The sequence below is a fragment of the Methylobacterium sp. J-048 genome (assembly GCF_022829515.1).
GTDB lineage: Bacteria > Pseudomonadota > Alphaproteobacteria > Rhizobiales > Beijerinckiaceae > Methylobacterium.
This window is the reverse complement of record NZ_JAKSYL010000243.1, coordinates 110,009-133,809: the sequence shown is the minus strand read 5'-3', so window position 1 is coordinate 133,809 and position 23,801 is coordinate 110,009. Positions and strand designations below refer to the sequence as shown.

Annotated in this window: 13 protein-coding genes and 2 pseudogenes; 10 read left to right on the top strand and 5 right to left on the bottom strand. The window is 69.2% G+C overall.

The genetic code is table 11. The features are described 5' to 3' along the window. The first annotated feature begins 21 nt into the window (after positions 1 to 21). The 5 genes from MKL09_RS24805 (at position 22) to MKL09_RS24785 (ending at position 5,323) form a co-directional block, all read left to right on the top strand. Complete coding sequence (locus MKL09_RS24805; protein WP_244024681.1) at positions 22 to 933, top strand: aliphatic sulfonate ABC transporter substrate-binding protein; 912 nt, start codon at positions 22 to 24, stop codon at positions 931 to 933. Positions 934 to 937: 4 nt separating this feature from the next. Further along, on the top strand, positions 938 to 1,981 hold the full coding sequence (locus MKL09_RS24800) for an LLM class flavin-dependent oxidoreductase (protein WP_244024668.1): 1,044 nt from the start codon (positions 938 to 940) through the stop codon (positions 1,979 to 1,981). Positions 1,982 to 1,994: 13 nt separating this feature from the next. Continuing rightward, positions 1,995 to 3,317: an LLM class flavin-dependent oxidoreductase gene (locus MKL09_RS24795; RefSeq protein ID WP_244024666.1), complete on the top strand. Its 1,323-nt coding sequence runs from the start codon at positions 1,995 to 1,997 to the stop codon at positions 3,315 to 3,317. A 52-nt stretch (positions 3,318 to 3,369) separates the two neighbouring features. Further along, positions 3,370 to 5,034, top strand: a complete 1,665-nt coding sequence (locus tag MKL09_RS24790) for a hypothetical protein (protein WP_244024664.1) — start codon at positions 3,370 to 3,372, stop codon at positions 5,032 to 5,034. Between the two features lie 79 nt (positions 5,035 to 5,113). Continuing rightward, positions 5,114 to 5,323, top strand: a complete 210-nt coding sequence (locus MKL09_RS24785; RefSeq protein ID WP_244024662.1) for a hypothetical protein — start codon at positions 5,114 to 5,116, stop codon at positions 5,321 to 5,323. Between the two features lie 336 nt (positions 5,324 to 5,659). On the opposite strand, the pseudogene MKL09_RS24780 reads toward MKL09_RS24785, so the two are convergent. Then, positions 5,660 to 5,886 (bottom strand): annotated as a pseudogene (locus tag MKL09_RS24780) (IS5/IS1182 family transposase); the annotation flags it as partial. 142 nt (positions 5,887 to 6,028) lie between these two features. Here MKL09_RS24780 and MKL09_RS24775 point away from each other — a divergent pair. The 4 genes from MKL09_RS24775 (at position 6,029) to MKL09_RS24760 (ending at position 12,703) form a co-directional block, all read left to right on the top strand. Then, complete coding sequence (locus MKL09_RS24775; RefSeq protein WP_244024661.1) at positions 6,029 to 6,436, top strand: hypothetical protein; 408 nt, start codon at positions 6,029 to 6,031, stop codon at positions 6,434 to 6,436. Between the two features lie 184 nt (positions 6,437 to 6,620). Next, entirely contained in the window at positions 6,621 to 11,294 is a 4,674-nt protein-coding gene (locus tag MKL09_RS24770) for an autotransporter-associated beta strand repeat-containing protein (protein ID WP_313901205.1), read from the top strand. Beyond that, positions 11,189 to 12,130, top strand: a complete 942-nt coding sequence (locus MKL09_RS24765) for an autotransporter outer membrane beta-barrel domain-containing protein (protein WP_244024657.1) — start codon at positions 11,189 to 11,191, stop codon at positions 12,128 to 12,130. Before MKL09_RS24770 ends, MKL09_RS24765 begins: the two co-directional genes overlap by 106 nt. Positions 12,131 to 12,475: 345 nt before the next feature. Continuing rightward, a complete protein-coding gene (locus MKL09_RS24760; RefSeq protein ID WP_244024655.1) occupies positions 12,476 to 12,703 on the top strand; it encodes a hypothetical protein in 228 nt (75 codons plus the stop codon). On the opposite strand, the pseudogene MKL09_RS24755 reads toward MKL09_RS24760, so the two are convergent. Next, positions 12,700 to 15,893: pseudogene (locus tag MKL09_RS24755) on the bottom strand (efflux RND transporter permease subunit). The gene MKL09_RS24760 and the pseudogene MKL09_RS24755 overlap by 4 nt on opposite strands. Before the next feature lie 122 nt (positions 15,894 to 16,015). Beyond that, positions 16,016 to 17,275: an efflux RND transporter periplasmic adaptor subunit gene (locus tag MKL09_RS24750; RefSeq protein WP_409566986.1), complete on the bottom strand. Its 1,260-nt coding sequence runs from the start codon at positions 17,273 to 17,275 to the stop codon at positions 16,016 to 16,018. An 88-nt stretch (positions 17,276 to 17,363) separates the two neighbouring features. On the opposite strand from MKL09_RS24750, the gene MKL09_RS24745 reads away from it, so the two are divergent. Further along, on the top strand, positions 17,364 to 17,957 hold the full coding sequence (locus MKL09_RS24745; protein WP_244024653.1) for a TetR/AcrR family transcriptional regulator: 594 nt from the start codon (positions 17,364 to 17,366) through the stop codon (positions 17,955 to 17,957). Between the two features lie 148 nt (positions 17,958 to 18,105). On the opposite strand, the gene MKL09_RS24740 is transcribed toward MKL09_RS24745, so the two are convergent. Next, positions 18,106 to 19,515 carry an autotransporter domain-containing protein gene (locus MKL09_RS24740; protein ID WP_244024651.1) on the bottom strand — a complete coding sequence of 470 codons (1,410 nt, stop codon included), beginning with the start codon at positions 19,513 to 19,515 and terminating at the stop codon, positions 18,106 to 18,108. Continuing rightward, positions 19,512 to 23,741, bottom strand: coding sequence for a beta strand repeat-containing protein (locus MKL09_RS24735; RefSeq protein WP_244024649.1), 4,230 nt, complete (start codon positions 23,739 to 23,741; stop codon positions 19,512 to 19,514). The genes MKL09_RS24740 and MKL09_RS24735 overlap by 4 nt, the downstream gene beginning before the upstream one ends. Between the last annotated feature and the right edge of the window lie 60 nt (positions 23,742 to 23,801).

Here is a 23,801-nt window from a genome sequence, read left to right as displayed (position 1 = left end):
GCCGGCCTCGGCGCCGCGGCGCTGCCCTTCGCGTCGCCGGCCGTGCATGCGGCGGTGCGCGAGGTGAAGATCAGCATGCAGCGCTCGTCGGTGCTGTTCACGATCCTCAAGGTGAAAGGCACCCTGGCCGAGCGCCTGGCGCCCCTCGGCTTCACGCCGACCTGGCACCTGTTCACCAACGTCCTCGAACCGATGAATGCCGGGGCCGTCGATATTCATGCCGACGTCGCCGACGCGGTGCCGATCTTCGCGCAATCGGCGCGGGCGCCCCTGACCTTCTACGCCCGCGAGCGCGGGTCACCGACGGCGGAAGCCATCATCGTGCCGGCGGAGTCGCCGATCCGCACGGTCGCGGACCTCAAGGGCCGCACGGTCGGCGTCTCGCGCGGTTCCGGCAACCACTATATCCTGGCCGCGGCCTTGAAGCGTGCAGGCCTGAGTTTCGACGATATCCGGCCGGCCTACCTCCAGGCACCCGAGGGAGCGGCGGCCTTCGAGCAGGGCAGCCTCGATGCCTGGTCGATCTGGGACCCGTTCCTGGCTTTCGCCGAAGCCAAGCGCCCGGTGCGCACCATCGCCGACGGAACCGGCCTGACGAGCTACCACCGCTATTACTTGGTCAACGACAGCTTCGTCGCCGAGCATCCGGAGGTGGTCGCCACTGTGTACCGGGCGCTGGTCGAGGCGGGGCAATGGGCGAAGGCCAACCCGGACGCGGCGGTGGCGCTGCTGGCCCCCGTCTGGGGCGACCTGCCGCTCGCCGTGGTGGCGGCCGCCAATGCCCGGCGCACCTACCGCGTGGAACCGGTGGAGCGGGCGCAGCTCGGCGAGCAGCAGGCGATCGCCGACACCTTCCTCGAAGCCAAGCTGATCCCGCGCCGGATCGACGCCACCGATGTCCCGATCTGGACGCCGCCGGCGGTGAAGGGCTGAACCGATGGCGGAGTCACCCCGGTTCGGCATCTGGGCCGCCGTCCACGGCTCCCGCGCCGCCCATCACGATCCCGACGAGCCGGACGACGCGAGCTGGGAGCGCAACCGCGCCCTGGTGCTCGAGGCCGAGGCCCTCGGTTTCGATGCGGTGCTGGTCGCCCAGCACACGATGAACCCCTACGATGCGGGCCGCGACCAGCTCGAAGCCTGGACCGCGGCGGCCGCGCTGGCGGCGCTGACGACGCGGATCGAGATCATCGCGGCGATCAAGCCGGGGCTGTACCACCCGGTGGTGCTCGCCAAGATGGCGCTGCAGATCGAGCATGTCAGCGGCGGCCGCTTCGCCCTGAACCTCGTGAATGCCTGGAACCGGGCCGAGTTCGAGCGGGCCGGCCTGCCGTTCCCGGCCCATGACGACCGCTACGCCTATGGGCGCGAATGGATCGGCCTCGTGGACCGGCTGATGCGCGGCGAGCGCGTCAGCTTTTCCGGCGCGCATTTCCAGGTCGAGGGTTACCAGCTCCGCCCCGCCGGCACCTACCGACCGCGGCCCACAATCTATCTCGGCGGCGAATCGGAGCCGGCCCGGGCGCTGGCGGCCGACCACGCCGATGTCTGGTTCATCAACGGCCAGAAGCTGGACGACGTTCGTGCGTTGATCGCCGACGTCTCCGGGCGCCCTGCAGCCAACGTCCCCCTGCGCTACGGCCTCTCGGCCTTCGTCATCGCCCGCGAGACCGACGCGGCAGCCGAGGCCGAGCATGACCGCCTGCTGGCTCTCGCGCAGCGCGACGCGGACCTGCGCGCCGACACGCGCGCCCGCACCGACACGGCGAGCGTGATGTTCACCAAGACCGACGCGGCAGCCAGCCGCCATGTCGGCACCAATGGCGGCACCGCGGCCGGGCTGGTGGGGAGCTACGAGACGGTGGCGGCCCGGATCCGCGCCTTCCACGAGGCCGGCATCGACCTGTTCATGCTGCAGTTCCAGCCGTTCGAGGCCGAGATGCGCCGGTTCGCCGAGCACGTCCTGCCGCGCGTCCGCTGAGTCAGGGATTCCGATGAGCGCGCGGCGCGAACTCCACCTCAACGTCAACCTGCTGCATTCCGGTGTCTACCCTTCAGCCTGGCGGCTGCCGGACAGCCGGCCGGACGCCTTCGTCGACATCGACCACTACGTGCGCGTTGCCCGCGTCGCGGAGCGAGGCAAGTTCGACGCGATCTTTTTGGCCGACACGCCGGCGATCAACGACCGGATCGATTACCGGCCGTTCATGGCGCTCGAGCCCACCATCGTGCTGGCGAGCGTGGCCGCCGCGACCACGCATGTCGGGCTGATCGCGACCGCCTCCACCACCTACAACGAGCCGTACAACTTGGCCCGGCGCTTCGCGACCCTGGACCTCGTCAGCCGCGGCCGGGTCGGCTGGAACGCGGTGACCACGGCGGACGCGGCGGCAGGCCGCAACTTCGGCTTCGCCGGCGTCGCCGAGCACGGCGCGCGCTACGCCCGCGCCCGGGAATTCACGGCGGTCGTCCACGCTCTCTGGGACAGCTGGGAGGACGATGCGCTGGTGGGCGACAAGGCGAGCGGCCGCTTCGCCGACAGCGCCAAGGTCCACGCCATCGACCATCGCGGCGCCCATTACAGCGTCGCCGGGCCGCTCACCGTGCCGCGTTCGCCGCAAGGCAGGCCCGTGACGGTGCAGGCCGGAGGCTCGGAGGACGGCCGCGACCTCGCAGCCGCCACGGCCGACGCGGTGTTCTCCCTGGCCCAGACCATCCCGGACGGCGCAGCCTATGCCGCGGACCTGCGCGCCAGGGCCGCGCGCTACGGTCGGGATCCGGCCGCGATTGTCGTGCTCCCCGGCCTCGCCACGGTGATCGGCGCCACGGAGGCCGAGGCGCGGGGGCGCCAGGACGAGCTCTGGGAGCTCGTGCCGCTCGACTACAGCCTCGCGCGCCTCGCCGGGACATTGCGGATCGCGCCCGAACAGCTCCACCTCGACAAGCCGCTGCCGGATCCGCTGCCGCTGCCCCCCGATGCTAACCACACGATGTTTCAGGGCACCGTGGCGCTGGCCCGGCGGGACAACCTGACGGTGCGCGAGCTGCTTCGCGCCCTGGGTGGCGGCGTCGGGCACCGGATCATCGTCGGCACGCCCGAGCGGATCGCCGACGACATCGAGGCGTGGTTCCAGGCCGGCGCCGCCGACGGCTTCAACCTGATGCCGGACGTGCTGCCGGACGGCCTGGAGACCTTTGTGGACCACGTCGTGCCGATCCTGCAGCGGCGCGGCCTGTTCCGGCGGGACTATGACGGTTCGACCTTGCGCGACCATCTGGGCCTGTCGAAGCCGGCGTGGCTGGCTCCCGGTGGGTGAGCGCTGACGGGAGCTCGATCGTCTCCAGCGGCCGCTACTACGGCGAGGCTGATTGATCGGAGCTCTGAATTGTCGGATCACTTGGCAAAGCCGCATCAACGAGGCCGCTTCCGCGATGCCCGCTCCAGCGAACGCCCCCCGGTCCAAGATTCTGCAGCTTGCCAAGCGCGCCGCCGGCGATCTTCGACGAGGACAGATCACGGCCGACGTGCAGGCCGTCGGTCTCGCCCTGTCCGAGAGACCGGACGCCGTCGTCGTCGTCCTCGACCTGCTGATCGCCGAGGTCGGCAAGAAGCGACCCGACGAAGCCCTGTGCGAGGTGCTCCTGTTCATGGTCGGGCAAGCGCTCGAAGAAGCCCGTATGGCGCTTGAGGGCGGTGGCGGCGATCACGCGGCGGGACTCGTGACGGAGATCCGGCAAACCCTCACCCGGGCCGCCGAGGCCGGCCGGTTGCCGCCCGAGGTGATGTTGCTGCTCGCCCAGCAATTCGCGGCTGCCAAGCTCGATCTCGGCGATGAACTGCGCGCGCTCACCGTCGACCTGTCCGAGCAGGCGGCCGCGCAGGCGCCGATGTCCGGTCCCGAAGACGTCGCCGCGCAGTTCGCATCCTTGGCCGAGGCCCTCGACCATGACCCCTTCCTCATCCATAGGCAGCTCTCCGAGCAGATCGCCGCCTTCCTGGACGAGCAGCGGCTCGTGATCGTCGGCTCGTTGGCGACATCGGACGTCGCGTCGATGCGCGAGGCGGCACTCGGTTGGTTGCTCGACCCCAGTCCCGCCGTCGCCAGGCAGGTGGCGCAGGGCCTTTCCGCAGCCGCCAAACGGGCCGCCCTTTCGGCAGAGAGCGTGGAGCGCCTCGTCCTGATGCGGCCGTGGCTCGACGAAGGGCTGCAGGCGATCCTGGATGCCGCGATCCGCACTTGTCGGCAACACGGCCTGCAACCGGCGAAGAAACCGGCGGTGCAGATCACATCGGTCCTCGCCTCGGGATGCGACGGGTCCGGCGCGCAGAGCGTCTTCGTGGCTCTCAAGCGCGGTCGCAAGCACGCTCTCGCCTCGCTCCTCGTGAAGCACGGCTTCGGCGTGCGGGACGCCTGGATCCACGAAGATCTCAGCCGGCGCGAGATCGAACAACTCCTGGTCCAGATCGAATCCGAGATCGATGTCTTCGATGCCTCGCCCGAGATCGCGCAGGCGATCATCGCACACCGCCTCGCCGACAATCTGGACCGACAAGAACCGCCGCCCTTCGGCCTGGTGCAGTTTCTCGAGGCTGTGAGCCCCAGCCAGATCCGACCGGATCGGGTGGACGCGGGAACGCTCATCGCGGCACTGCTCGCCGATGTCCCGGCCGAACGGCTGTCGGCGCAGGCCGTCGCGGCCGCGCTCGCGGCCTCGAAGCTGTGGCCGAAGGAATATGCGTTCGTTCAATCGTGGTTCGAGCCGAGCGATGCTGCGCCGCGCACCGCCGCCAAGGCAGGCACCAAGAAGCAGCGGGAGGAAGCCGTCCTGCGGGACATCATTGCCCCGCGGCGGGGGCACTGGGCCGAACTTCTGGCCTGGACCGCCAAGGCGGCCGAAGATGACGGCGAAGGCGAGGAATGCGTCGACTTCGCCCTGGTCGCCCGCGAACTCCTCGGTGATCGTCCCCTCACGGACATCCCGCTCGCGGGCTGGATCGCGAGGAACACGGTTGCGGTCTCAGCAGAACGTTAGCCGCAGGTCGGCGGCAGGAACCGATGCCGATACCAGTACTTGGCTCCTCGCTGGCACCAGGATCAGCGGGAGGACCGACATGTCGAGCGATCAAGAGAAACACCAGGATCTCCTCCGGGCCCTGAAAGCGTCACAAGGCCAGCGCGACGGCTCCTTCGACGAGGCGGTCATCCGCGCCTTCGAGCACGTCTTCGAACATCTCGGGCGATTGAATTCGCATGTCTCCCTCGGCGGTCCCGAGGGCGAGGACCGCCATCTGAAGGCCGGCGAGTCGCCGACGTTGCGATAAGTGCAGGGTGCCGACCGGAAGCCTTCCCCAAATCCGGCCATCGCCGATGCTGGGGAAGGCGAGAGGAAAGCGACATACGCCCCGCAGCAAGAAGCAGCAGGGCGTCAAAGTATTGGACGGAACCAAAAAATGGAGAACTATAGAAATGCAGATTTGAAGCCTCGACAAGGCACGTTATTACTTGGCGCTATAGATACCCTCGTTGTTTAAAAAATAAACATTTTACGCGGAGTGTTTGGATTGCTTGGAGCTGCTTGGTTCGAATGTGGCCGACTGGGCCGCAAGCGATCCCATGAACCTTGACAAACGGCGACTCAGACGATGGCAGACTGTGATTCATAGTGCCGCTGCCATTCGTCTGACGAGAACCATGGCGCCAGCGAAGACAAAAAGGCGAGTGCGGCGGACGGTATGGCTTCGGGGTCACGCGCAGACCTGCGGCAGCGGCTGATCCACCCGAAAATCCGCTCGATGACCCAGCATCAGAGCCGCGCGGCAAAGCTGGTCTCGCCGTTTTCCGGCTTGACGATCTCGACGGTGATGACACTCGCCGTGCCGAACCGAAATGTCGATCAATCAAAATTAATGCGCTGCATTCCTGTTCCCGGCAGCCCATATCGCTAATCGGAACACGATCGCGTCCTTCATCACCGAGGCCGCGACGCAGCCGGCACGAATCCATTTCCGCAAACCAGTGGCGGCGCCGTGCGCCGTGTCTGGCGACAGCGCGCGGCAGAATTTCAGGCGTTCGCCGTTCAGGCGGCCGGCCGTGCCTGTCTGCTGACGGCGGTGTCCGACATGACCGTGGATGGGGTCCGGCCGCGGGAGATCCTGGAGCCCGGGCCGCATACGACGAACGTGTTTCTCCGCGGGGAAAACAGCCGGATTGCCGGTGTGGTGCCGTACGGTAAGCCCGGCCTCGCCCGACCGGCTCTCCCGGTACCGCCGACCCTGCGCCTCACCTCCGGCCCGCACAAAGGCATTCTCGCGGCGCAGCTCGGCCTGTTCGCGTCGGCCAAACAGCGCTGGCCGCGGATCAGGTGTAGGTTCGGAGCAACCGCGCTCCAACCTCTTTTCGAAGAGATGTGGAAACTAGGTCGGTCTAAAATTTAGCCGGCAGGACGTCTAGCCATTTGTTGCGACGTATCATATCGATTACTTGTGTATTGATTCGAATAAAAAACAATAACTTTTGATATTTATGACGATGCGTGGCCGCTTTCGCCGGATATTTTGTGGCATAGTCTTTGCAAAACTCACTCGCCCATCGTGATAGGCGGTGATCGAACCCGATATTATGCTTCAGCTAATTGGATTGGTTCAACTTTATAGGGTGATCGTGCTGTCGAGAATGCTAATATTTGTATCCATTCACGATGTTATTCCAATTATTCTCAATAATCGCCAATCGATCATGACCGTATTGCGTCGATCGACCCTTGGGCTGGCGGCATTTGGAGCGTCGGTCTCGCACGACGCCCTCGCGCAGAGCTTGGCCGCCACCGACCCCGCGACTTGGCGCACGCCGGAGTACAGAGCGGATTGGGGCCTGGAGGCTATACGCGCTGCGGATGCTTACGCGGCGGGTTATACCGGCTTAGGCGTCACCGTCGGTGTCATCGACTCAGGCATTTACAGCGTACACCCGGAATTCGCGGATGGCCGCGTCAAACCCGTCACGCTGACAGGGGCATTCGGATCGACCGGCTTCTACCTCATGAACGCGTCCGGAAGACCGGAGGCCAATTCTCCGTCTTGGAGTTTTTTCACAGCGGGGCAGCCTTATTCCGTTCCTGGAACGTACAACCCTGAGTACAACGATCCCCATGGCACCCATGTAAGCGGGACGATCGCGGCCTCTCGCGATGGCGTCGGCATGCACGGCGTCGCCTTCGACGCCAACGTCTTTGTAGCAAATACTAAGACCATCGACTCCACAATTCATGGATTCAATATCGACTACAGCTATTTCAAAAATGCTTATGAAACAATCGCTGAGACCTGTGCCCGAGCGATCAATACGTCCTGGGGAGACCCCCCTCTTCAGGACAACTACAATACCACCCTCGGCATGGTCCGCGCCTACGATACGTTTTCCGGCAGAAAAACGCTTCTCGACGCGTTGGATGAAGTGACGCAGAAATACGGCGTCATTCAAGTCGTCATCGCGGGGAATACATATTTTAGAAATGCCGACATGCGTGCTTCATTGCCATACTTCAGGCCGAAATTGGAAAATGATTGGATTTCCGTTGGTGCCGCACAGCAGACTAACGCGCGCAACTACGATCGGGACAGCTTGGCCATCGCCCCATACTCGAACAAAGCAGGCGTCGATAAGTATTGGTATGTCGTCGCGCCAGGCAGTTCGATCGTCAGTACCGCTCCCCCCTATACGGCAGGGGCTCCCTGGGATCCGCGGGGATTGTGGCACATCGATCCTGCGCACCAAACCGGCTATACGGCGGTAAGCGGCACATCCATGGCCGCCCCGCATGCCACCGGCGCACTCGCGGTGATCATGCAGCGCTACCCGTACATGACCAATCAGCAGGCCCGCGACGTCCTGCTCACCACCGCCCATCACCGCAACGCCGTCGACGGCGTCTCAGACGCCAACCCCAACGCCCCGAACGCCGTCTGGGGCTGGGGCGTGATCGACCTGAACAAGGCCATGAAGGGCCCTGGGCAGTTCCTGGGGCCCGTCGCGGCCAACCTGCCGACCGGCACCAGCGACACCTGGTCGAACAACATCTCCGAAGACGCGCTGATCCAGCGCAAGCAGGAGAATGACGCCGAAGCCGCCGCCTGGCCGACCCGCAAGGCCGCCCTGGCTCAGCAACTCACCCCGGCCGGAATCCAGAACGCGACACCGCTTATCAGGAACGTGCTGAACAACCTTCTCGCTGGATTGCAAACGAACAGCTATCAGGCAGCCGTCGAGACGGCCTGGCGCAGAGCGGACGACAATTTGATCGTCGGCACCGTCCTGACAAAACTCACATCCGAGAACAGTAACTGGAACTACCTCTACATTGATGGCTACAGGCGGAATGCGATCAACGTTTTGCGCCGGCAGATCGCCGACCTCAAGGCGGCAACGATCGCGCAAGCCGGCGCATCCGCCAATGATCTGTGGCCGCAATACGTTGCGACGACCGAAACCCGCATCGCCTCGTTCGCGTCGATCCCGACCCGAGGCAGCCTGATCAAGCTTGGCGGCGGCACGCTCACGCTCACCGGCACCAACAGCTATTCCGGCGGTACCACCTTCGCCGGCGGCACGCTCTCGGTCTCGCGCGACGCCAGCCTCGGCGCCGCCGCCGCCCCGCTCACCTTCGACGGCGGCGTCCTCCAGGTCACCGGCACCGGCTTCACCGCGACCTCACGCCCGATCACCTGGGCGGAGGGCGGCGGCGGGCTCGACATCGCCGATCCGGCCAACACCTTCACCCTCAGCCAGTCGCTGTCCGGATCCGGCGGCCTGGCCAAGCTCGGCGCCGGCACCCTGGCCCTCTCCGGGACCAACACCTATTCCGGTCCGACCACCATCGCGGCCGGCACCCTCCGGGCGATCGGCGGCCAGGCCATCGGCGATCAGAGCGCCGTGCGCATCGGCGCCGGCGCCACCCTGGCGCTCGCCGACAGCGAGATTGTGGGCTCGCTCGCCGGACAGGGCCGCGTCGCCCTGGGCGCCGCCCGCCTCACCGCCGGCGGCGACAACAGCTCCACCAGCTTCGCCGGCACCCTCGACGGCACCGGCGGCCTGACCAAGGCCGGCGCCGGTACCCTCACGCTGACCGGTGCCGACACCTATACCGGCGGCACCACCATCGCGGCCGGCACCCTCCAGGTCGGCGATGGCGGTACCGCGGGCAGCCTGGTCGGCGACGTCGTCGATGCCGGCACCCTGGCGTTCAACCGCGCCGACGCCGTCACCTTCGCGGGCACCGTCTCCGGCACCGGAGCCCTCGCCAAGCGCGGCGCCGGCACGCTGACGCTGACCGGCACCAACACCTATATCGGCGGCACCACCGTCGCGGCCGGCACCCTCCAGGTCGGCGACGGCGGTACCGCGGGCAGCCTGGTCGGCGACGTCGCCGATGCCGGCACCCTGGCGTTCAACCGCGCCGACGACCTCACCTTCGCCGGCACCATCTCCGGCCCCGGCGACCTGGTCCAGCGCGGCACAGGCACCCTGACGCTGACCGCCGCCCACAGCTTCACCGGCCTGACCACCGTCGCCGCCGGCGGCCTCAACCTCACCGCCAGCGCCAGCCTGGTGTCACCGGTGCTCACGCTGGCCGGCACCACGCTGACCAATGCCGGGACGCTCGCCGGCGGGCTGAGCAACGCCGGCACCGCGCTCACCAGCGGCACGATCGCGGGCGGGGTGACCAACACCGGCTCGCTCATCGCCACCGGCGGCGCCCTCAACGGCGCCATCCGCAACGCCGGGCAGGTGGCCATCACCGGGCCGGTCTCCTCGGATGCCGGATTCGCCAACGCCGCCCAGGCCAGCCTGATCGTCTCCGGGCGCTACGACCTCGCCGGCGGCTTGAGCAACGCCGGCACCGTCGCCGTGGTTGACGGCGGCCGGCTGCACGCCGGCAGCGTCGCCAATGCCGGCCTGCTCACCATCGCGGCCCAAGCCAGCGTCGTCGACGACCTCGTCAACACCGGCCGCCTGGTCAATGCCGGGTCCTACACCGCCGACGGCCTCAACGCCGCGGGCGGAACCCTGATCAACACCGGCCGCTTCACCACCGTCTCGGCCCCGCTCGCCAATGCCGGCACCCTGGTCACCACCGGCAGCCTCACCGGCGGGCTGTCCAACACCGGAGCGGTCCAGGCCGCGGGCGTGCTCGCCGGGCCGGTGAGCAACGCCCCGGGGGCGGTGATCGCGCTGACCGGCACCACCACCGGCATCACCCGGCTGACCAACGACGGCGCGTTCGACCTCGGCGGCACCGCCCTGACGGTGGGCTCGCTCACCGGCACCGCGGCCAGCGCCACGCTCGGCAACGGCCGGCTCACGGTCGGCACCGACGGCAGCTCGTCCGACTATGCCGGGCAGATCGTCGACGGCGGCAGCCCGACCAGCCTGACCAAGGTCGGCGGCGGCACCCTGACGCTCTCGGGGCTCAACACCTTCTCCGGGCCGATCAGCGTGCAGGGCGGCGACCTCGCGGTCACCGGCGCCCTGCCCAACGCCGCGCTCACCTTCGGGGCCGGCAGCCGGCTCACCGGCGACGGCTGGTTCGGCACCCTCAGCCTCGGCGCCGGCAGCGTGCTCAGCCCCGGCGCCGTCCCGGGCGTGCTCGGTCGCATCACCGTCGCCGGCAACCTCACCCTGGCGCCTGGCTCGGTCTACCGGATCGACGCCACCGCCGATGGCCGCTCCGACCTGGTCGCGGTCGGCGGCACCGCCACCGTGGCGGGCGCCCGGGTCGAGGCGGTCGCCGGCGCCGGCACCTACGCGCCGCGCACGCGCTACACCATCCTGAGCGCCGCGGGCGGGGTCCAGGGCCGGTTCGACGGGGTGTCGAGCACCTTCGCGTTCCTGACCCCGTTCCTCGGCTACGAGCCCGGGGCCGTGACCCTGACGCTGGCGCGCAACGACCTCGACTTCGCCGCCGTCGCCCGGAGCCGCAACCAGCGCGCCGCCGCCACCGCGGTGCAGGCCGGGGCGGTGGGCTCGGTCCTGTACGACGCGGTCGCGACCCTGTCGGCGGGCCAGGCCCGGGCGGCGTTCGCCGGGATGGCGGGCGATGCCCATGCCAGCCTGGCCTCGAGCGCCTTCCCAATGCCGGACTCGTCCGCGAGGCGGTGCTCGACCGGCTGCGCTGGGGCGGGGCTCCCGAGTTGCGCGACTACGGCAGCCTGCCGGCGACCTACACGGCCGACCGGCCCGGAGAGCCGGTGGAGCCGGTCGCGATCCCGGCGCGGGTGTTCGACCCCCGGATCGTGAACCTGTGGGGCCAGGGGCTGGGCAGCCTCGGCCACGTCCGGGCCGACGGCAATGCCGCCGCCCTGTCGCGCCAGAGCGCCGGCTTCGTCCTGGGCGTCGATGCCCGCCTGGACGGCCTGGGCGCCGAGGGCCTGCGGCTCGGCGTGGCCGGCGGCCATGTCGAGACCAATCTCGCGAGCCCGGGCCAGGTCCAGACCGGGACGCTGGAGAGCACGTTCGGCGGCGTCTACGGCAGCTTGGAGACCGGCCCGGCGGTACTGCGGTTCGGGGCACTGGCGGCCGATGAGCCGGCGCGGCTGCGCCGGGTGGTGGCGTTCCCCGGCCTGACCGACACGCCCACCGCCCGCACCGGCGGCCGCAGCCTCCAGGGTTTCGGCGAGGCCGGCTACCGGATCGCGCTCAGCGCCGGCTCGGTGCTGGAGCCGTTCGTCGGCGCCGGGGCGGTGGCGCTGGGCCGCGACCGCTTCGCCGAGCAGGGCGGGGCGGCGGCGCTGACGGGGTCGGCGCGCGGGAGCCTGTTGCCGACCGCGACCGCGGGTCTGCGGGTCGAGGCACAGCTCGATCCGGAGGCGGCACTGCCGGTGTCGGTGCACGCGCTCGCCGGCTACCGGCGGACCTTCGGCGACGTCGTCCCGAGCGCGGTTCTGGCGTTCCGGGGCACCGGCGCCCGGTTCGTCAGCGCCGGCCTGCCGATCGACCGGGACGCGCTGGTCGCCGAGGCCGGGCTGGCGGTGTGGCTCACCCCGGCGGCCTCGCTGGGCGTGTCCTACACCGGCCAGATCGGCGCCAGAGCCCAGGACCACGCTGCAAAGGGCGCCTTCTCCGTCAGGTTCTGAATCGGAGTGCGACCGTGGAGCGCCGGTCTTTCCCGTGGCGCTTTCCGGTCCGCTTCAGAACACGCTGATGTTCCCGGCGATGTCGTGCCGGCGCCGCCGGGAAAATCTGGCTGATTGCACAGCTCTGGCCGCAGGGTGGTCGAGGGTCTCGCGCAAGGTGATCCGCGCCGAGGCGCGGGCGTTCCAGCACGCCCGCGTCATCCAACTTGCTCCAAAGCTTGAGGCGTGACGGGGTGAGTTCGACCGGATGTTCCCGACTGCCAGGCCGGGGACGCGACCCTGCAGCCCGGCCCGATGGACACGGCGTGGGAATCCGCCAACCAAGTCGGCGTCCTGGAGCGATGGGTGCCGCTCGACCACGCCGCGGGCGCGACGGCTTGGCGCTGGCCCGATCGCGTGCAGAAGAACTTCATCGACCGCGACGCGTCCGGCTGGTCCTCCATCCAGGTGAACCAGTCCTCCGTCTCCGATTTTGTCGGCATGCTACGATGCCTTCCACTCAATCCGCTCAAATGCGGCTCCAGTAGCGTCAGGACGACGCAAGCTTTGCAAAGCACAGCCCGCAATCGCTAAACCGCCTCCGCGAGTTGGTCCTGGTGGACGAGCGGTACGGGACCACCGTGGTGCTTGAGCGGCCGGTTGCCGGTGAGACGGCGAAGCAGGACGTAGAACACCGGCGTCAGGAAGAGCCCGAAGGCGGTGACGCCGATCATGCCGGAGAACACGGCAACGCCCATGGCGCTTCGCATCTCGGAGCCGGCGCCGGTGGCCGTCACCAGGGGGAGCACGCCCATGATGAAGGCCATCGACGTCATCAGGATCGGGCGCAGCCGCAAGCGGCTCGCCTCGATGGCGGCCTGGAGCGGGGTGCGACCGGCGAATTCCAGTTCGCGGGCGAATTCCACGATCAGGATCGCGTTCTTGGCCGAGAGACCGACGAGGACGATCAGGCCGATCTGGGTGAAGACGTTGTTGTCGCCCGCCGAGAGCCACACGCCGAACATCGCCGCGAGCAGGCCCATCGGCACGATCAGCAGGATCGCGAGCGGCAGCGCCAAGCTCTCGTACTGGGCGGCGAGTACGAGGAAGACCAGGAGCAGGGCGAGGGGGAACACCCACACGCCCGAGTTACCCGCGATGAACTCCTGATAGGTCAGGTCCGTCCACTCGAAGGCGAAGCCGCGCGGCAGTGTCTCGGCCGCGATGCGGGCCGCGGCGGCCTGAGCCTGGCCCGACGAGTAGCCCGGCGCCGCGCCGGCATTGATGTCGGCGGAAAGGAAGCCGTTGTAGCGCATGGCGCGCTCCGGGCCGGCCGTCTGCCGGACGCGCAGGAGCGCTGCGAGCGGCACCATCTCGCCGGAGCCGGCCCGCACCTTCAGCGCCCCGATGTCGTCCGAGCGGGCGCGGAAGGGCGCGTCGGCCTGGACCCTGACCGAGTAGGTCCGGCCGAACCGGTTGAAATCGTTGACGTAGAGCGATCCGAGATAAATCTGCAGCGTGTCGAAGACGTCCGTCACGGGAATGCGCAGCTGGCGTGCCTTCGTCCGATCGATATCAGCGAAGAGCTGCGGCACGTTCATCTGGAAGCTGGAGAACAGGCCGGCGAGCTCCGGCGCCTGCGCCGCCTTGGCCAGGAAGGCCTTGGTCGCGTCGTTGAGCGCCTCGTAGCCGAGGCCGGCCCGGTCCTCGATCTGGAGCTTGAAGCCGCCGATGGTGCCGAGGCCGTTCACGGGCGGCGGCGGGAACATCGCGATGAACGCCTCGGGGATCGCAGCGTATTTCCGATTCAACGACTGCGCGATGGCGGCGCCGTTCAGGGCCGGCGACCGCCGCTCCTCGAAGGGCTTCAGGGTGGAGAACACGATCCCCGAGTTCGAGCTGTTGGTGAAGCCGTTGATCGACAGGCCCGGGAAGGCAACGGCGCTCTCGACGCCGGGCTCCTTCAGGGCGATCTCGCTCATGCGGCGGATCACCTCCTCGGTCCGGTCAAGGGTCGCACCGTCGGGAAGCTGCGCGAAGCCGACGAGGTACTGCTTGTCCTGGCCCGGCACGAAACCGCCGGGAATCTGGCGGAACAGCACAACCGTCAAGCCGACCAGCACGAGGTAGAGCACCATCATCGTCGCCTTGCGCGAGACGACGATCCTGACACCGCGCCCATATCCGTTTGAGGCCCGTCCGAAGGCGCGGTTGAAGCGCCTGAAGAACCAGCCGAGCAGTGTGTCGAGGATCCGGGTCAGGCGGTCCTTCGGGGCATGGTGGTCCTTGAGGAGAAGCGCGGAGAGGGCCGGCGAGAGAGTCAGCGAATTGACCGCCGAGATCACGGTCGAGATCGCGATGGTGAGGGCGAACTGCTTGTAGAACTGTCCGGTGAGGCCGCTGATGAAGGCGAGCGGCACGAACACCGCCACGAGCACCAGCGCGATGGCGATGATCGGGCCGGAGACTTCGCGCATGGCCTGGTAGCTGGCGTCGCGGGGCGACAGGCCGTTCTCGATGTTCCGCTCGACGTTTTCGACGGAACGATGGCGTCGTCGACCACGATGCCAATGGCGAGCACCAGGCCGAACAGGCTGAGCGCGTTGATCGAGAAGCCGAAGGCATGCATCACCGCGAAGGTGCCGACGATGGAAACCGGCACCGCCAGGAGCGGGATGATCGAGGCCCGCCAAGTCTGCAGGAACAGGATCACCACGAGGACGACGAGGGCGATCGCCTCCAGCAGGGTGTGGATGACCGCTTCGATGGAGGCGCGCACGAACTGCGTCGGATCGTAGACGATCTCGTAGTCGACGCCCTCGGGCATGTTTCGCTTGATCTCCGCCATGGTCCGGCGGACCTCGTCGGAGATCTGGATCGCGTTCGAGCCGGGCGACTGGGAAATCGGCACGGCGACGGCCGACTTGTTGTCGAGGAGCGAGCGCAGGGCATAGTCGGAGGCGCCAAGTTCGATGCGGGCAACGTCGCGCAGGCGGGTGATCTCGCCGTCGGCGCCGGACTTGACGACGATGTCGCCGAACTGCTCCTCGCTGGTCAGCCGCCCCTCGGCGTTGAGCGGCAATTGGAGGTCGAGTCCCGGGATCGCCGGCGAGGCGCCGATGACGCCGGCCGCCGCCTCGACATTCTGGGCCTGAATCTCGCGCACGACATCGCCGGCCGACAGCCCGTGCTCGGCGACCTTCTGCGGGTCGAGCCAGATGCGCATGGCGTAGTCGCCGGAGCCGAAGAGCTGCACTTGGCCGACGCCATCGAGGCGGGCAAGCCGGTCCTTGATGTTCAGCACCGCGTAGTTGCGCAGGTAGGTCATGTCGTAGCGCCCGTTCGGCGAGACGAAGTGCACGACCATGGTCAGGTCCGGCGAGGACTTCACCGTGACGATGCCGAGCTGCCGCACGATCGCGGGCAGGCGCGGCTCGGCCTGCGAGACGCGGTTCTGGACAAGCTGCTGGGCCTTGTCGGGATCGGTGCCGAGGCGGAACGTGACGGTCAGCGTCATGATGCCGTCGGTCGTGGCCTGGCTCGACATGTAGAGCATGCCCTCGACGCCGTTGATCTGCTCCTCGATCGGCGTCGCCACCGTCTCGACGATGACCTTCGGGTTGGCGCCCGGGAAGGTCGCGCGCACGACGACCGACGGCGGTACCACGTCCGGATACTCGGAGATCGGCATCGCGAAGAGCGAAATCAGGCCCATCACGAAGATGAGCACCGAGAGCACGCCGGCGAAGATCGGCCGGTCGATGAAGAACTTCGAGAGGTTCATGCCGCCCTCCTGGGGGCGAGAGAGATCGCGCGGCATCGGACTGCGCGCGGGGAGAGGGGGCGGTCGCGAAGCAGCCGCCGTGCACGAAGATGGATCGGGAATGGGGCGGTGTTCGCCGCCCGTCAGCGCCCGGCGAGCTGGCGCGGGGCCTGTGCAGAATCCTGCGGCCGGGCGCCCATGGCGACCGGCTCCGGCCGCAGGAGCATGCCGGGCCGCAGGCGCTGCAAGCCGTTGACGACGATTCGCTCGCCGTCGGACAGGCCGGAGGTCACGATGCGAAGTCCATCGACGGCCCGTCCGAGGGTGACGGCGCGGAACTCGGCGCGGTCGTCCGCTCCCACAACGAGCACGAACTTCTTGTCCTGATCCGTGCCGACCGCCCGCTCGTCCACGAGCAGCAGCGATTCCGACGCGGCCCGGCCGAGGCGCATGCGGGCGAACTGGCCCGGGATGAGATGACCATCGCCGTTGGCGAAGCTCGCGCGAACCCGGATGGTGCCGCTGCGGGCATCGACCTTGTTGTCGATGAACTGGAGGTGCCCGTGGGCCCGGGCGCCGTCGACCGTGAGCATCTCGACCGGGATGCGGTCGAGCCTGCCGCGCTTGCCCGAGGAGTCGGCCAGGGAGGCCAGGGCCTTGAGGACGACGGTCTCGTCCGCGTCGAAGCTGGCGTAGACGGGATCGACCGAGACGAGGGTGGTCAGCACGGCGGCGCCCGCGCCGGTGGCGACCAAATTCCCCGGTGTGATCTCGCGGCGGCCGACGCGGCCGCCAACCGCCGCTCGGACCTCGGTGTAGCCGAGATTTAAGCGCGCCGCCGCCAGCGTCGCCTTCGCCGCGTCGAGGCTCGCCCGGGCCTCCTTGAACGCGTTGGCGCGGACGTCGAGATCGCGGGCCGTGACGATATGCTGGTCCGACAGCCGCTGCCCGCGTTCGAGGTCGCTCGAAGTCAGGGCGACGCGCGCCTCGGCGCCGGCGACCTGCGCCTCCAGACGCTGGACCTCGGCGGCATAGGGGGCGGGGTCGATGGTCACCAGCAGGTCGCCGGGACTGACGATTTCGCCTTCGGTGAAGTGCGTCGCCTGGATCGCGCCGCCGACCCGTGCCCTGACGTCGACCCGGTCGACGGCCTCCAGACGGCCGGAGAACTCATCCCAGAGCGCGACCGTCCGGAGCGCCACGGTGGCGACCGGAACCGGCATCGCCTGTTCGGCCGGTGCCGCCGCGGCGATTGCCTCCGGCCCGCGAATCGTCAGGGCTGGAAGGATCTGGATGGATGCGCCGGCCATCAGAAGGAGGGCAACGCCGGCAGTGAGGCTGCGCCGGAGACCGGAGCGGGTATGGGACGGGTGATGCGCAGGGTTCACGACCGACTCCGACATCTGTAGAGGACGCTACACATGTCGGCGTAGACGCTGGGCGTCAAGAGACTTATCTACCACTCGTTATAAAAGTTGGAGCCAGCAGACAATGGTGATGGGGCGGCCCCGGTCCTTCGACATGGACAAAGCCCTCGACGAAGCGATGGAGGTGTTCTGGCGCCACGGTTACGACGGTGCGAGCCTCGCCATGCTGACGAAGGCGATGGGCATCAAGGCACCCAGTCTCTACGCCGCGTTCGGCAGCAAGGAAGGCCTGCTCAAGGCCGCGCTCGACCGCTACGCTCTCAGGCGTTCCGAACACATGCGCTACGTGCTCGCCGGTCCCACCGCGCGCGACGTGGCGGAACGTTTCCTGAGCAGCATCGCCGAGAGTCATACCGACCCGGCCAATCCCCCCGGCTGCCTCCTGGTTCAGGGCGGCCTGGCCTGCGGCGCCGGTTCGGAGAACATTCCGTTCGAATTGGCATCGCGCCGGGCGCAGACGGAGACGGAACTCCTCGAGCGCTTCGCCCAGGCGAAGGCGGACGGTGACCTACCCGACGATTCCGAGCCGGTGGCGCTGGCCCGGTTCCTTTCGACGGTCGCCTCCGGCATGGGTGTCATCGCGTCATCCGGAGCGACCCGCGGAGCCCTGCGCGAGGTCGCCCGCGTCTCGCTCGGTGCTTTCCCTGGAAAAGCTTGATTGATCCAAGGGTTGATCCGCCCCCCGGGTGGTGTTCGCCCTCAGGTATGGCCTGGGCAGTGGCCCGATGCACCGTCGCGCAGCTGATGCGGCCGTTGATCGGCGGGATCACTGCTGATCGGTCGTGGCGTGATCGATAGCAGCCCCATCAGAAGCGCAGCTGCATCCGGGCGGTTCCGGCATGCGAGAGGAAGTGGTCGCCGATCTGGCCCTGATACTCGCCGGTCACCTCGAGGCCGCCGCCGAGGCTGATCTGGAAGCCCAGCCCCAGCTCGCCGAGGCGGTCGGGAATCGCCGATTCCGTGGCGAACAGCCCGAGCGCGCCGGTGCCCTGGAAGCTCGCCTTGCCGGTGAAGTGGTCGTCGGAGAGGAGGGTCACGCCCAGCGTGCCGAAGGGCCGGACCCAGCGCCCGTCGTCGAGGTCGATCCGGCCGCCGATCTCCAGCATCGGGCTGAACGCCACCAGCGTCTTGGCGACCGGGCGCATGTCGAGGTTGAAGCCCGGGGCGCCGGTCTCGGAATAAGCCGGGCTGTAGCTGTAGAGCAGATCGAGATCGGCGTAGGGCTTGAGGTACCAGTCCCCGAACAGGATCTGATAGCTCGCCCTCAGCCGGCCGCCCGCGGTGAGGATTCCGGACTTGCTGCGCGCCGTCGCGGTGAGGCCGCCGAAGTCGATCAGGCGTTTGTTGTCGGCCCAGGAATAGCCGAGATTGGCCGAGGCCGCGAGGAGCCAGGGGCCGATCTGGTGCTTGAGCGCCGCCGAGACGTCGCCGGCATCGCTGGTCGTCCCGGTGATCCGGTCCGGGTCGCTCTGGATGGCGCGGGTATAGGCGCCGGTGAGGCCGAAGAACCAATCCGGGGCGAACTCGGTCTGGAGCCCGCTCTGGTAACTGAGCGCGGTCTGGTGATAGCCGCCGTCGTCCGCGGTCCCGGACTGGGTGGTGTGGGCGCTGGTGATGCGGCCCCAGACGCACTCGCCCTCGCGCAGGAGCGTGCCGGTGCCGGTGAAGGCTGGGCAGCTCATGGCCCGCTGGAGGCCCTTGCGGGTGTCGAGCGTCCGGTCGGTCAGGATGTCCTGGTTGGACTCAGGCTTCAGCTCGTCCAGGGCGGCGGCATAGGCCTTCTGGCTGTCGACCGAGAGGAAGCGCCCGTAGAGGGTTCCGAGCTTGGTGGTGTTGCCGTCCCAGGCGTCCTGCAGGCCCTGCGCGACGCTGCGCTGGTCCGAGGTGAGGGTCACGCCGACCGGCGCCGTGAAATGGGCCTGCGGGGTCAGGGCGATGCTGTCGCCCGTCGACACGAGCGCCCAGGAGATCGGCACCGCGCCCGAGTGGATGCTGCCGCCGGTGGCGATGGCGCTGGCATCCAGGATCTGGCCGGCCCGCAGGAAGGTGTACCGCCCGGGCAGCAGCCCGTCGATGAGATGCGGCTCGACAATGCCCTTGAGGGATGCGGTGCCGGTGACGGTCAGGAGGTCGCTGCGCAGGCCCCCCTCCGGCGCCAGAGGTGCGATGTCGACCAGCAGGCGCCCGTAGGCGCTCTGCTCGAAATTGCCGGTCACGGTCGCCCGGGCGAGCGTGCCGACGCCGCCGATGTCGAGGATGGCGCTGTTGTGAAGGCGGCCGCTCGGACCCAGCGCGATGACGCCTTCTGGCCCGGTGCGCAGGATCGCCGACGTCGCCCCCGTGTTGTGGAAGCCGCCGTGACGAAGGTGACGCCCCCCGTCTGGCCGCCGATCAGGTCAACGTCGCCGATCACGGTGCCGTAATTGTTGATCTCGCCGGCGCTGAACGCGCCGACGATGGCCCGGCCCGAGGCCGCGCTGACCACGGCGCGCTGATCGATGTCGATCGTGGTGTAGCGACCGCCATCGACGCGAATCGCCGCCCCGGTGCCGCTGCCGCCGGTGACGAGGCCGTCCACCCGGATGTTGATCCGGCCGCCCCGGGCCGGGTCGGGCTCGAGGCTGCCGTCGGTGCGCTGGACCCCGGATTGCGCGAAGATCGCGTAGGCATCCAGACCCGACGCGATGATCGACCCGGTCGACCTGATGTCGATGTCGCCGCCCTGTCCGCTGGAGCCGGGCCTGCTCTGGCCCGACACCGCCGAAGCCGAACTGGCCGGGCCGGACAGGTCGAGGAGCAGGCCGCCGCCGCCGCCCAGGCTCTGGGCCAGGATGCCGTGGGACTGGGCGCCGGTCGTGCGGATCACGGCGCCGTCGTCCAGCGTCACGCGGATCGCCCCGCCATCGCCGCTGGACCCGTCCCGAAGCGCATAGGGAACCGCGTAGCCCATCACCTGATGCACGCCGCCATAGCCGCCGCCGCCGCCGATCGATTGCAGCAGCAGGGCCGGCGCCGCGTCTCCGGTGGTGGAGACCTGCGCGCCCGCGGTGAGATTCACCGTGACCGGACCGCCATTCCCCGAGGCGCCGCCCGTGCCGCCGATCCCGAACGTGTATCGGTGACCGCCCGGGCCGGCCGCGACCGAGGCGAGCCCGCCGCCGCCGCCGATGCTCTGGGCCAGGATACCCACGGCCCCGAAGCCGCTCGTGGCGATCGTGCCGGACTGGACGACCGTCACGCTGCCGCCGTTGCCCGCCATGCGTCCGGAGCCGCCGAGCGTCAGGCTTCCGGATTTCTCCGACACGCCCGCCGGGTCCTCCGAAGGAGCGATCCGATCGATATCGAGCGCCGAGAGCAGCGCGTCCGTCAGCGCCCTTGCGTCGCTCTTGCCATCGCCGCTCTTGCCATCGCTGTTTTGGGCCTTGCCCTCTGATGTGCCCTTGGCAGAGGCCACCGTTCCGTTTTCCGCGGCGGGCGTATCGCTCTGCACGTCGGCCGTGTCGGCGGACGGCGCGGAGAAGCTGCCGCCGCCGCCGCCGATGCTCTGCGCGACCACGGCATGGGCCTCGGTGCCGGTGGTGGTCACCGTGCCGCGGTTCTCGACCTGCACCCATCCGCCATGGGCCCCGGTCCCGCCGGAGCCGCCGACGGTCAGGTTGAGGGTCAGGCCCTTGTTCGCGCTGCTGTTGGCGACGCTGCCGGCGACGCCATTGCCGCCGCCACCGCCGATGCTCTGCGCGTAGAGGCCGTAGGCGGCGTCCTCCGCCGTGGCGACGAGGCCGGTGTTGACGATCTTGACCGTGCCGCCGGTGTTACCGCTGCCGCCCGAGCCGCCGAGCGTCACCGTGCCGTTGGCCTTATTGGTGGCCTCCGCAAAGGAGAGCCCGCCCTGGCCGCCGCCGCCGCCGATGCTCTGCGCGACGATGCCGTGGGAACCGATGCCCCACGTCGCGATCGTCCCGGCATTCTCGATGGAGACGGTGCCGCCGCTCCCGCCCTGCGCGCCGTCGCCGCCGAGCGCCAGCGTGCCCGAGACGTCCCGCAGCTTGGCGGCGCCCTTCTTCTGGGCGTCGAGATAGCCCGTGATGCTGCCGCTGTAGGATTTGAGCGCCTTGCCGAAATCCGAGTTCTTGAGCGTGTCGGCCAGGCTCTTGTACGTGTCGCTGGTCTTGATGTCCTTCAGGAATTGATCGAGGGCCTGCTTGTCTTCCTTGTTGCTCTTGTCCTTCGCCCAAGCCTGATAGGCGGTGACGCCGATCGCCTGCTTGATCTGCGTCCAGATCGTACCCACGGCGTCGGGATCGGAATCCTCGCGCGCCGCGATGCTGCCGCCCGTGCCGCCGCCGCCGCCGATGCTCTGCGCGATGATCCCATGGGATCCGTCGCCCGAAGTCGTGATCACACCGGCCGCGGTATTGGTGACGGTCACGTCGCTGCCGCTGCCGCCGATGCCGCCCTTGCCGCCGAGCGTCAGGCTCATAGCGAGCTTGCCCACGGCCGAACCCGACGTGCCGCCGCCATTGCCGCCGCCGCCGCCGATGCTCTGGGCCTCGACGCCGGACGCATCCGAACCGCCGGTCGTGATCATGCCTTGGTTCGTGACCGCGACGAGACCGCCCCGGTTGCCGGTTCCGGACCCGCCGCCGACCGTCGTCGTCAGCGTGAGGGAATCGGCGATCGGAAGCTTGCCGAGGAGGCCGTTGACGGTCTTGTCGAGGGAGAAGCCGGGGGCTGCCAGCGTCGAGCCGGCGCCGCCGTTGCCGCCGCCGCCCCCGATGCTCTGGGCGAGGATGCCTGTGGCGTAGGCACCACCAGTCGTGACGCTGCCGGCCTGCGTGACCGTGACCGTGCCGCCGGTGCCGCCGCCGCCGCCCGTGCCGCCGATGGCTAGCGACGCGTTGACGTTGCGGCGAAGGCTGAGGCTGTTGCTCGTCGCGGTGGCGCCGCCGCCATTGCCGCCGCCGCCGCCGATGCTCTGAGCCTCGATGCCGATGGCGCCGTCGCCCGAGGTGCGCACCACACCGCGATTCTCGGCCTTCACGGTGCCGCCATTGCCGCCGCCGCCGCCCGTACCGCCCAGCGTCGCGGAGGTGGCTACGGCCATCTCGCCCGGCGGCGCGACCGCCAGCGCATAGGCGGCGGCATCGCCGCCGATGCCGCCGCCGCCGCCGACGCTGAGGGCGAGAAGGCCCACCGCCGCGTTGCCGTAGGTCGTGACTTGGCCGGTATTGACGAGGCCCGCGGTGCCGCCGTTGCCGCCATCCCCACCCGAGCCGCCGATCGCCGCCGAGAAGGCGAAGCTCGGCAGCGACTTGCCGCTCGGCGTCACCAGCGGCGCCGTGATCGCCGTCGCGCTCGCGACGCCCCCGACCCCGCCGCCGCCGCCGATGCTGAGGACGGACAGGCCGTTGGCCGCGTAACCCGCGGTGGTCACGGTCGTGCTGCTGTCGATCTGTGCTTCGCCGCCGTTCCCGCCCTTCCCACCGCTGCCGCCGATCGCCACGGAGGCCGAGATCACTGCGCCGGCCGCGATGCTCTTGACGTCGCCGCCCACCCCGCCGCCGCCGCCGATGCTCTGCACCAGCACGGCCGTCGAGCCGTCCCCGCCGGTCTCGATCGCGCCGCCCAGGCCGGTGAAGCGGGCGAGGCCGCCATCGCCGCCGCCGCCGCCGCTTCCACCCAGGCCGATCGAGAAGAAGGCGCCCGCCGGGAAGGCGCCGCCGCCGGTGCCGCCGCTGCCGCCGATGCTCTGCGCCAGGGCCCCGAAAGCGGTCTCGCCCTCGGTCGTGATCCGGCCCCCGTCGTTGATGATCGTAGCAGGACCGCCCGCGCCCCCGGTGCCACCGGCACCGCCGCGGCCGAACCAGTACGAGATGCCCCCGGCTCCGCCGCCGGTGGTCTTGGACACCACTTCGAGGGCGGACAGCGGCAGGGCCGAAAGGGCGCTGCCGCCGCCGATGCTCTGCGCGACGAGGCCGCTCGCCCCCGCGCCGGACGTCGTCACCGTGCCGCTGTTGGTCAGGGTTACCGTCCCGCCCGGTGCGGCATCGCCGCCGCTGCCGCCGCCGAAGACGCCGCCGCCGCCCTTGCCGCCCGGCCCGCCGACCGATTGCGCGACGAGGCCCAGGGCGTAATCGCCCGCCGTGACGATCGTGCCGCTCTGCGTGACCGTGACCGTGCCGCCGTTGCCACCCCGGGCGCCGGGCTGCCCACCGGCATCGGGCTGATTTCCGCCGTTGCCGCCGATGCTCTGGACGAGGCCGCCGAGGGCGTAGTCGCCGGAGGTCCGGATCGTCCCGGACAGGTCGAGGCGCGCGGTGCCGCCCGCGCCGCCCTGCGTCACGAAGGGGTTGCTGTAGGCGGTCCCGGATCCGCGGATCGAGCCCGCGCCGCCGATGGACTCGACGATCACGGCCGTCGCCCCGACGCCGTCGGTGATCACCTGCCCGGATCTGCTGATGTGAAGGCGGGAGGCAGCGACGGGTGCGCGCTATCGTGTGAC

Coding starts and splice junctions, on each gene's coding strand:
- MKL09_RS24800 (WP_244024668.1), top strand. CDS start 938: ATGGCGGAGTCACCCCGGTTCGGCATCTGGGCCGCCGTCCACGGCTCC.
- MKL09_RS24795 (WP_244024666.1), top strand. CDS start 1,995: ATGAGCGCGCGGCGCGAACTCCACCTCAACGTCAACCTGCTGCATTCC.
- MKL09_RS24785 (WP_244024662.1), top strand. CDS start 5,114: ATGTCGAGCGATCAAGAGAAACACCAGGATCTCCTCCGGGCCCTGAAA.
- MKL09_RS24770 (WP_313901205.1), top strand. CDS start 6,621: ATGCTTCAGCTAATTGGATTGGTTCAACTTTATAGGGTGATCGTGCTG.
- MKL09_RS24750 (WP_409566986.1), bottom strand. CDS start 17,275: ATGTCGGAGTCGGTCGTGAACCCTGCGCATCACCCGTCCCATACCCGC.
- MKL09_RS24745 (WP_244024653.1), top strand. CDS start 17,364: ATGGTGATGGGGCGGCCCCGGTCCTTCGACATGGACAAAGCCCTCGAC.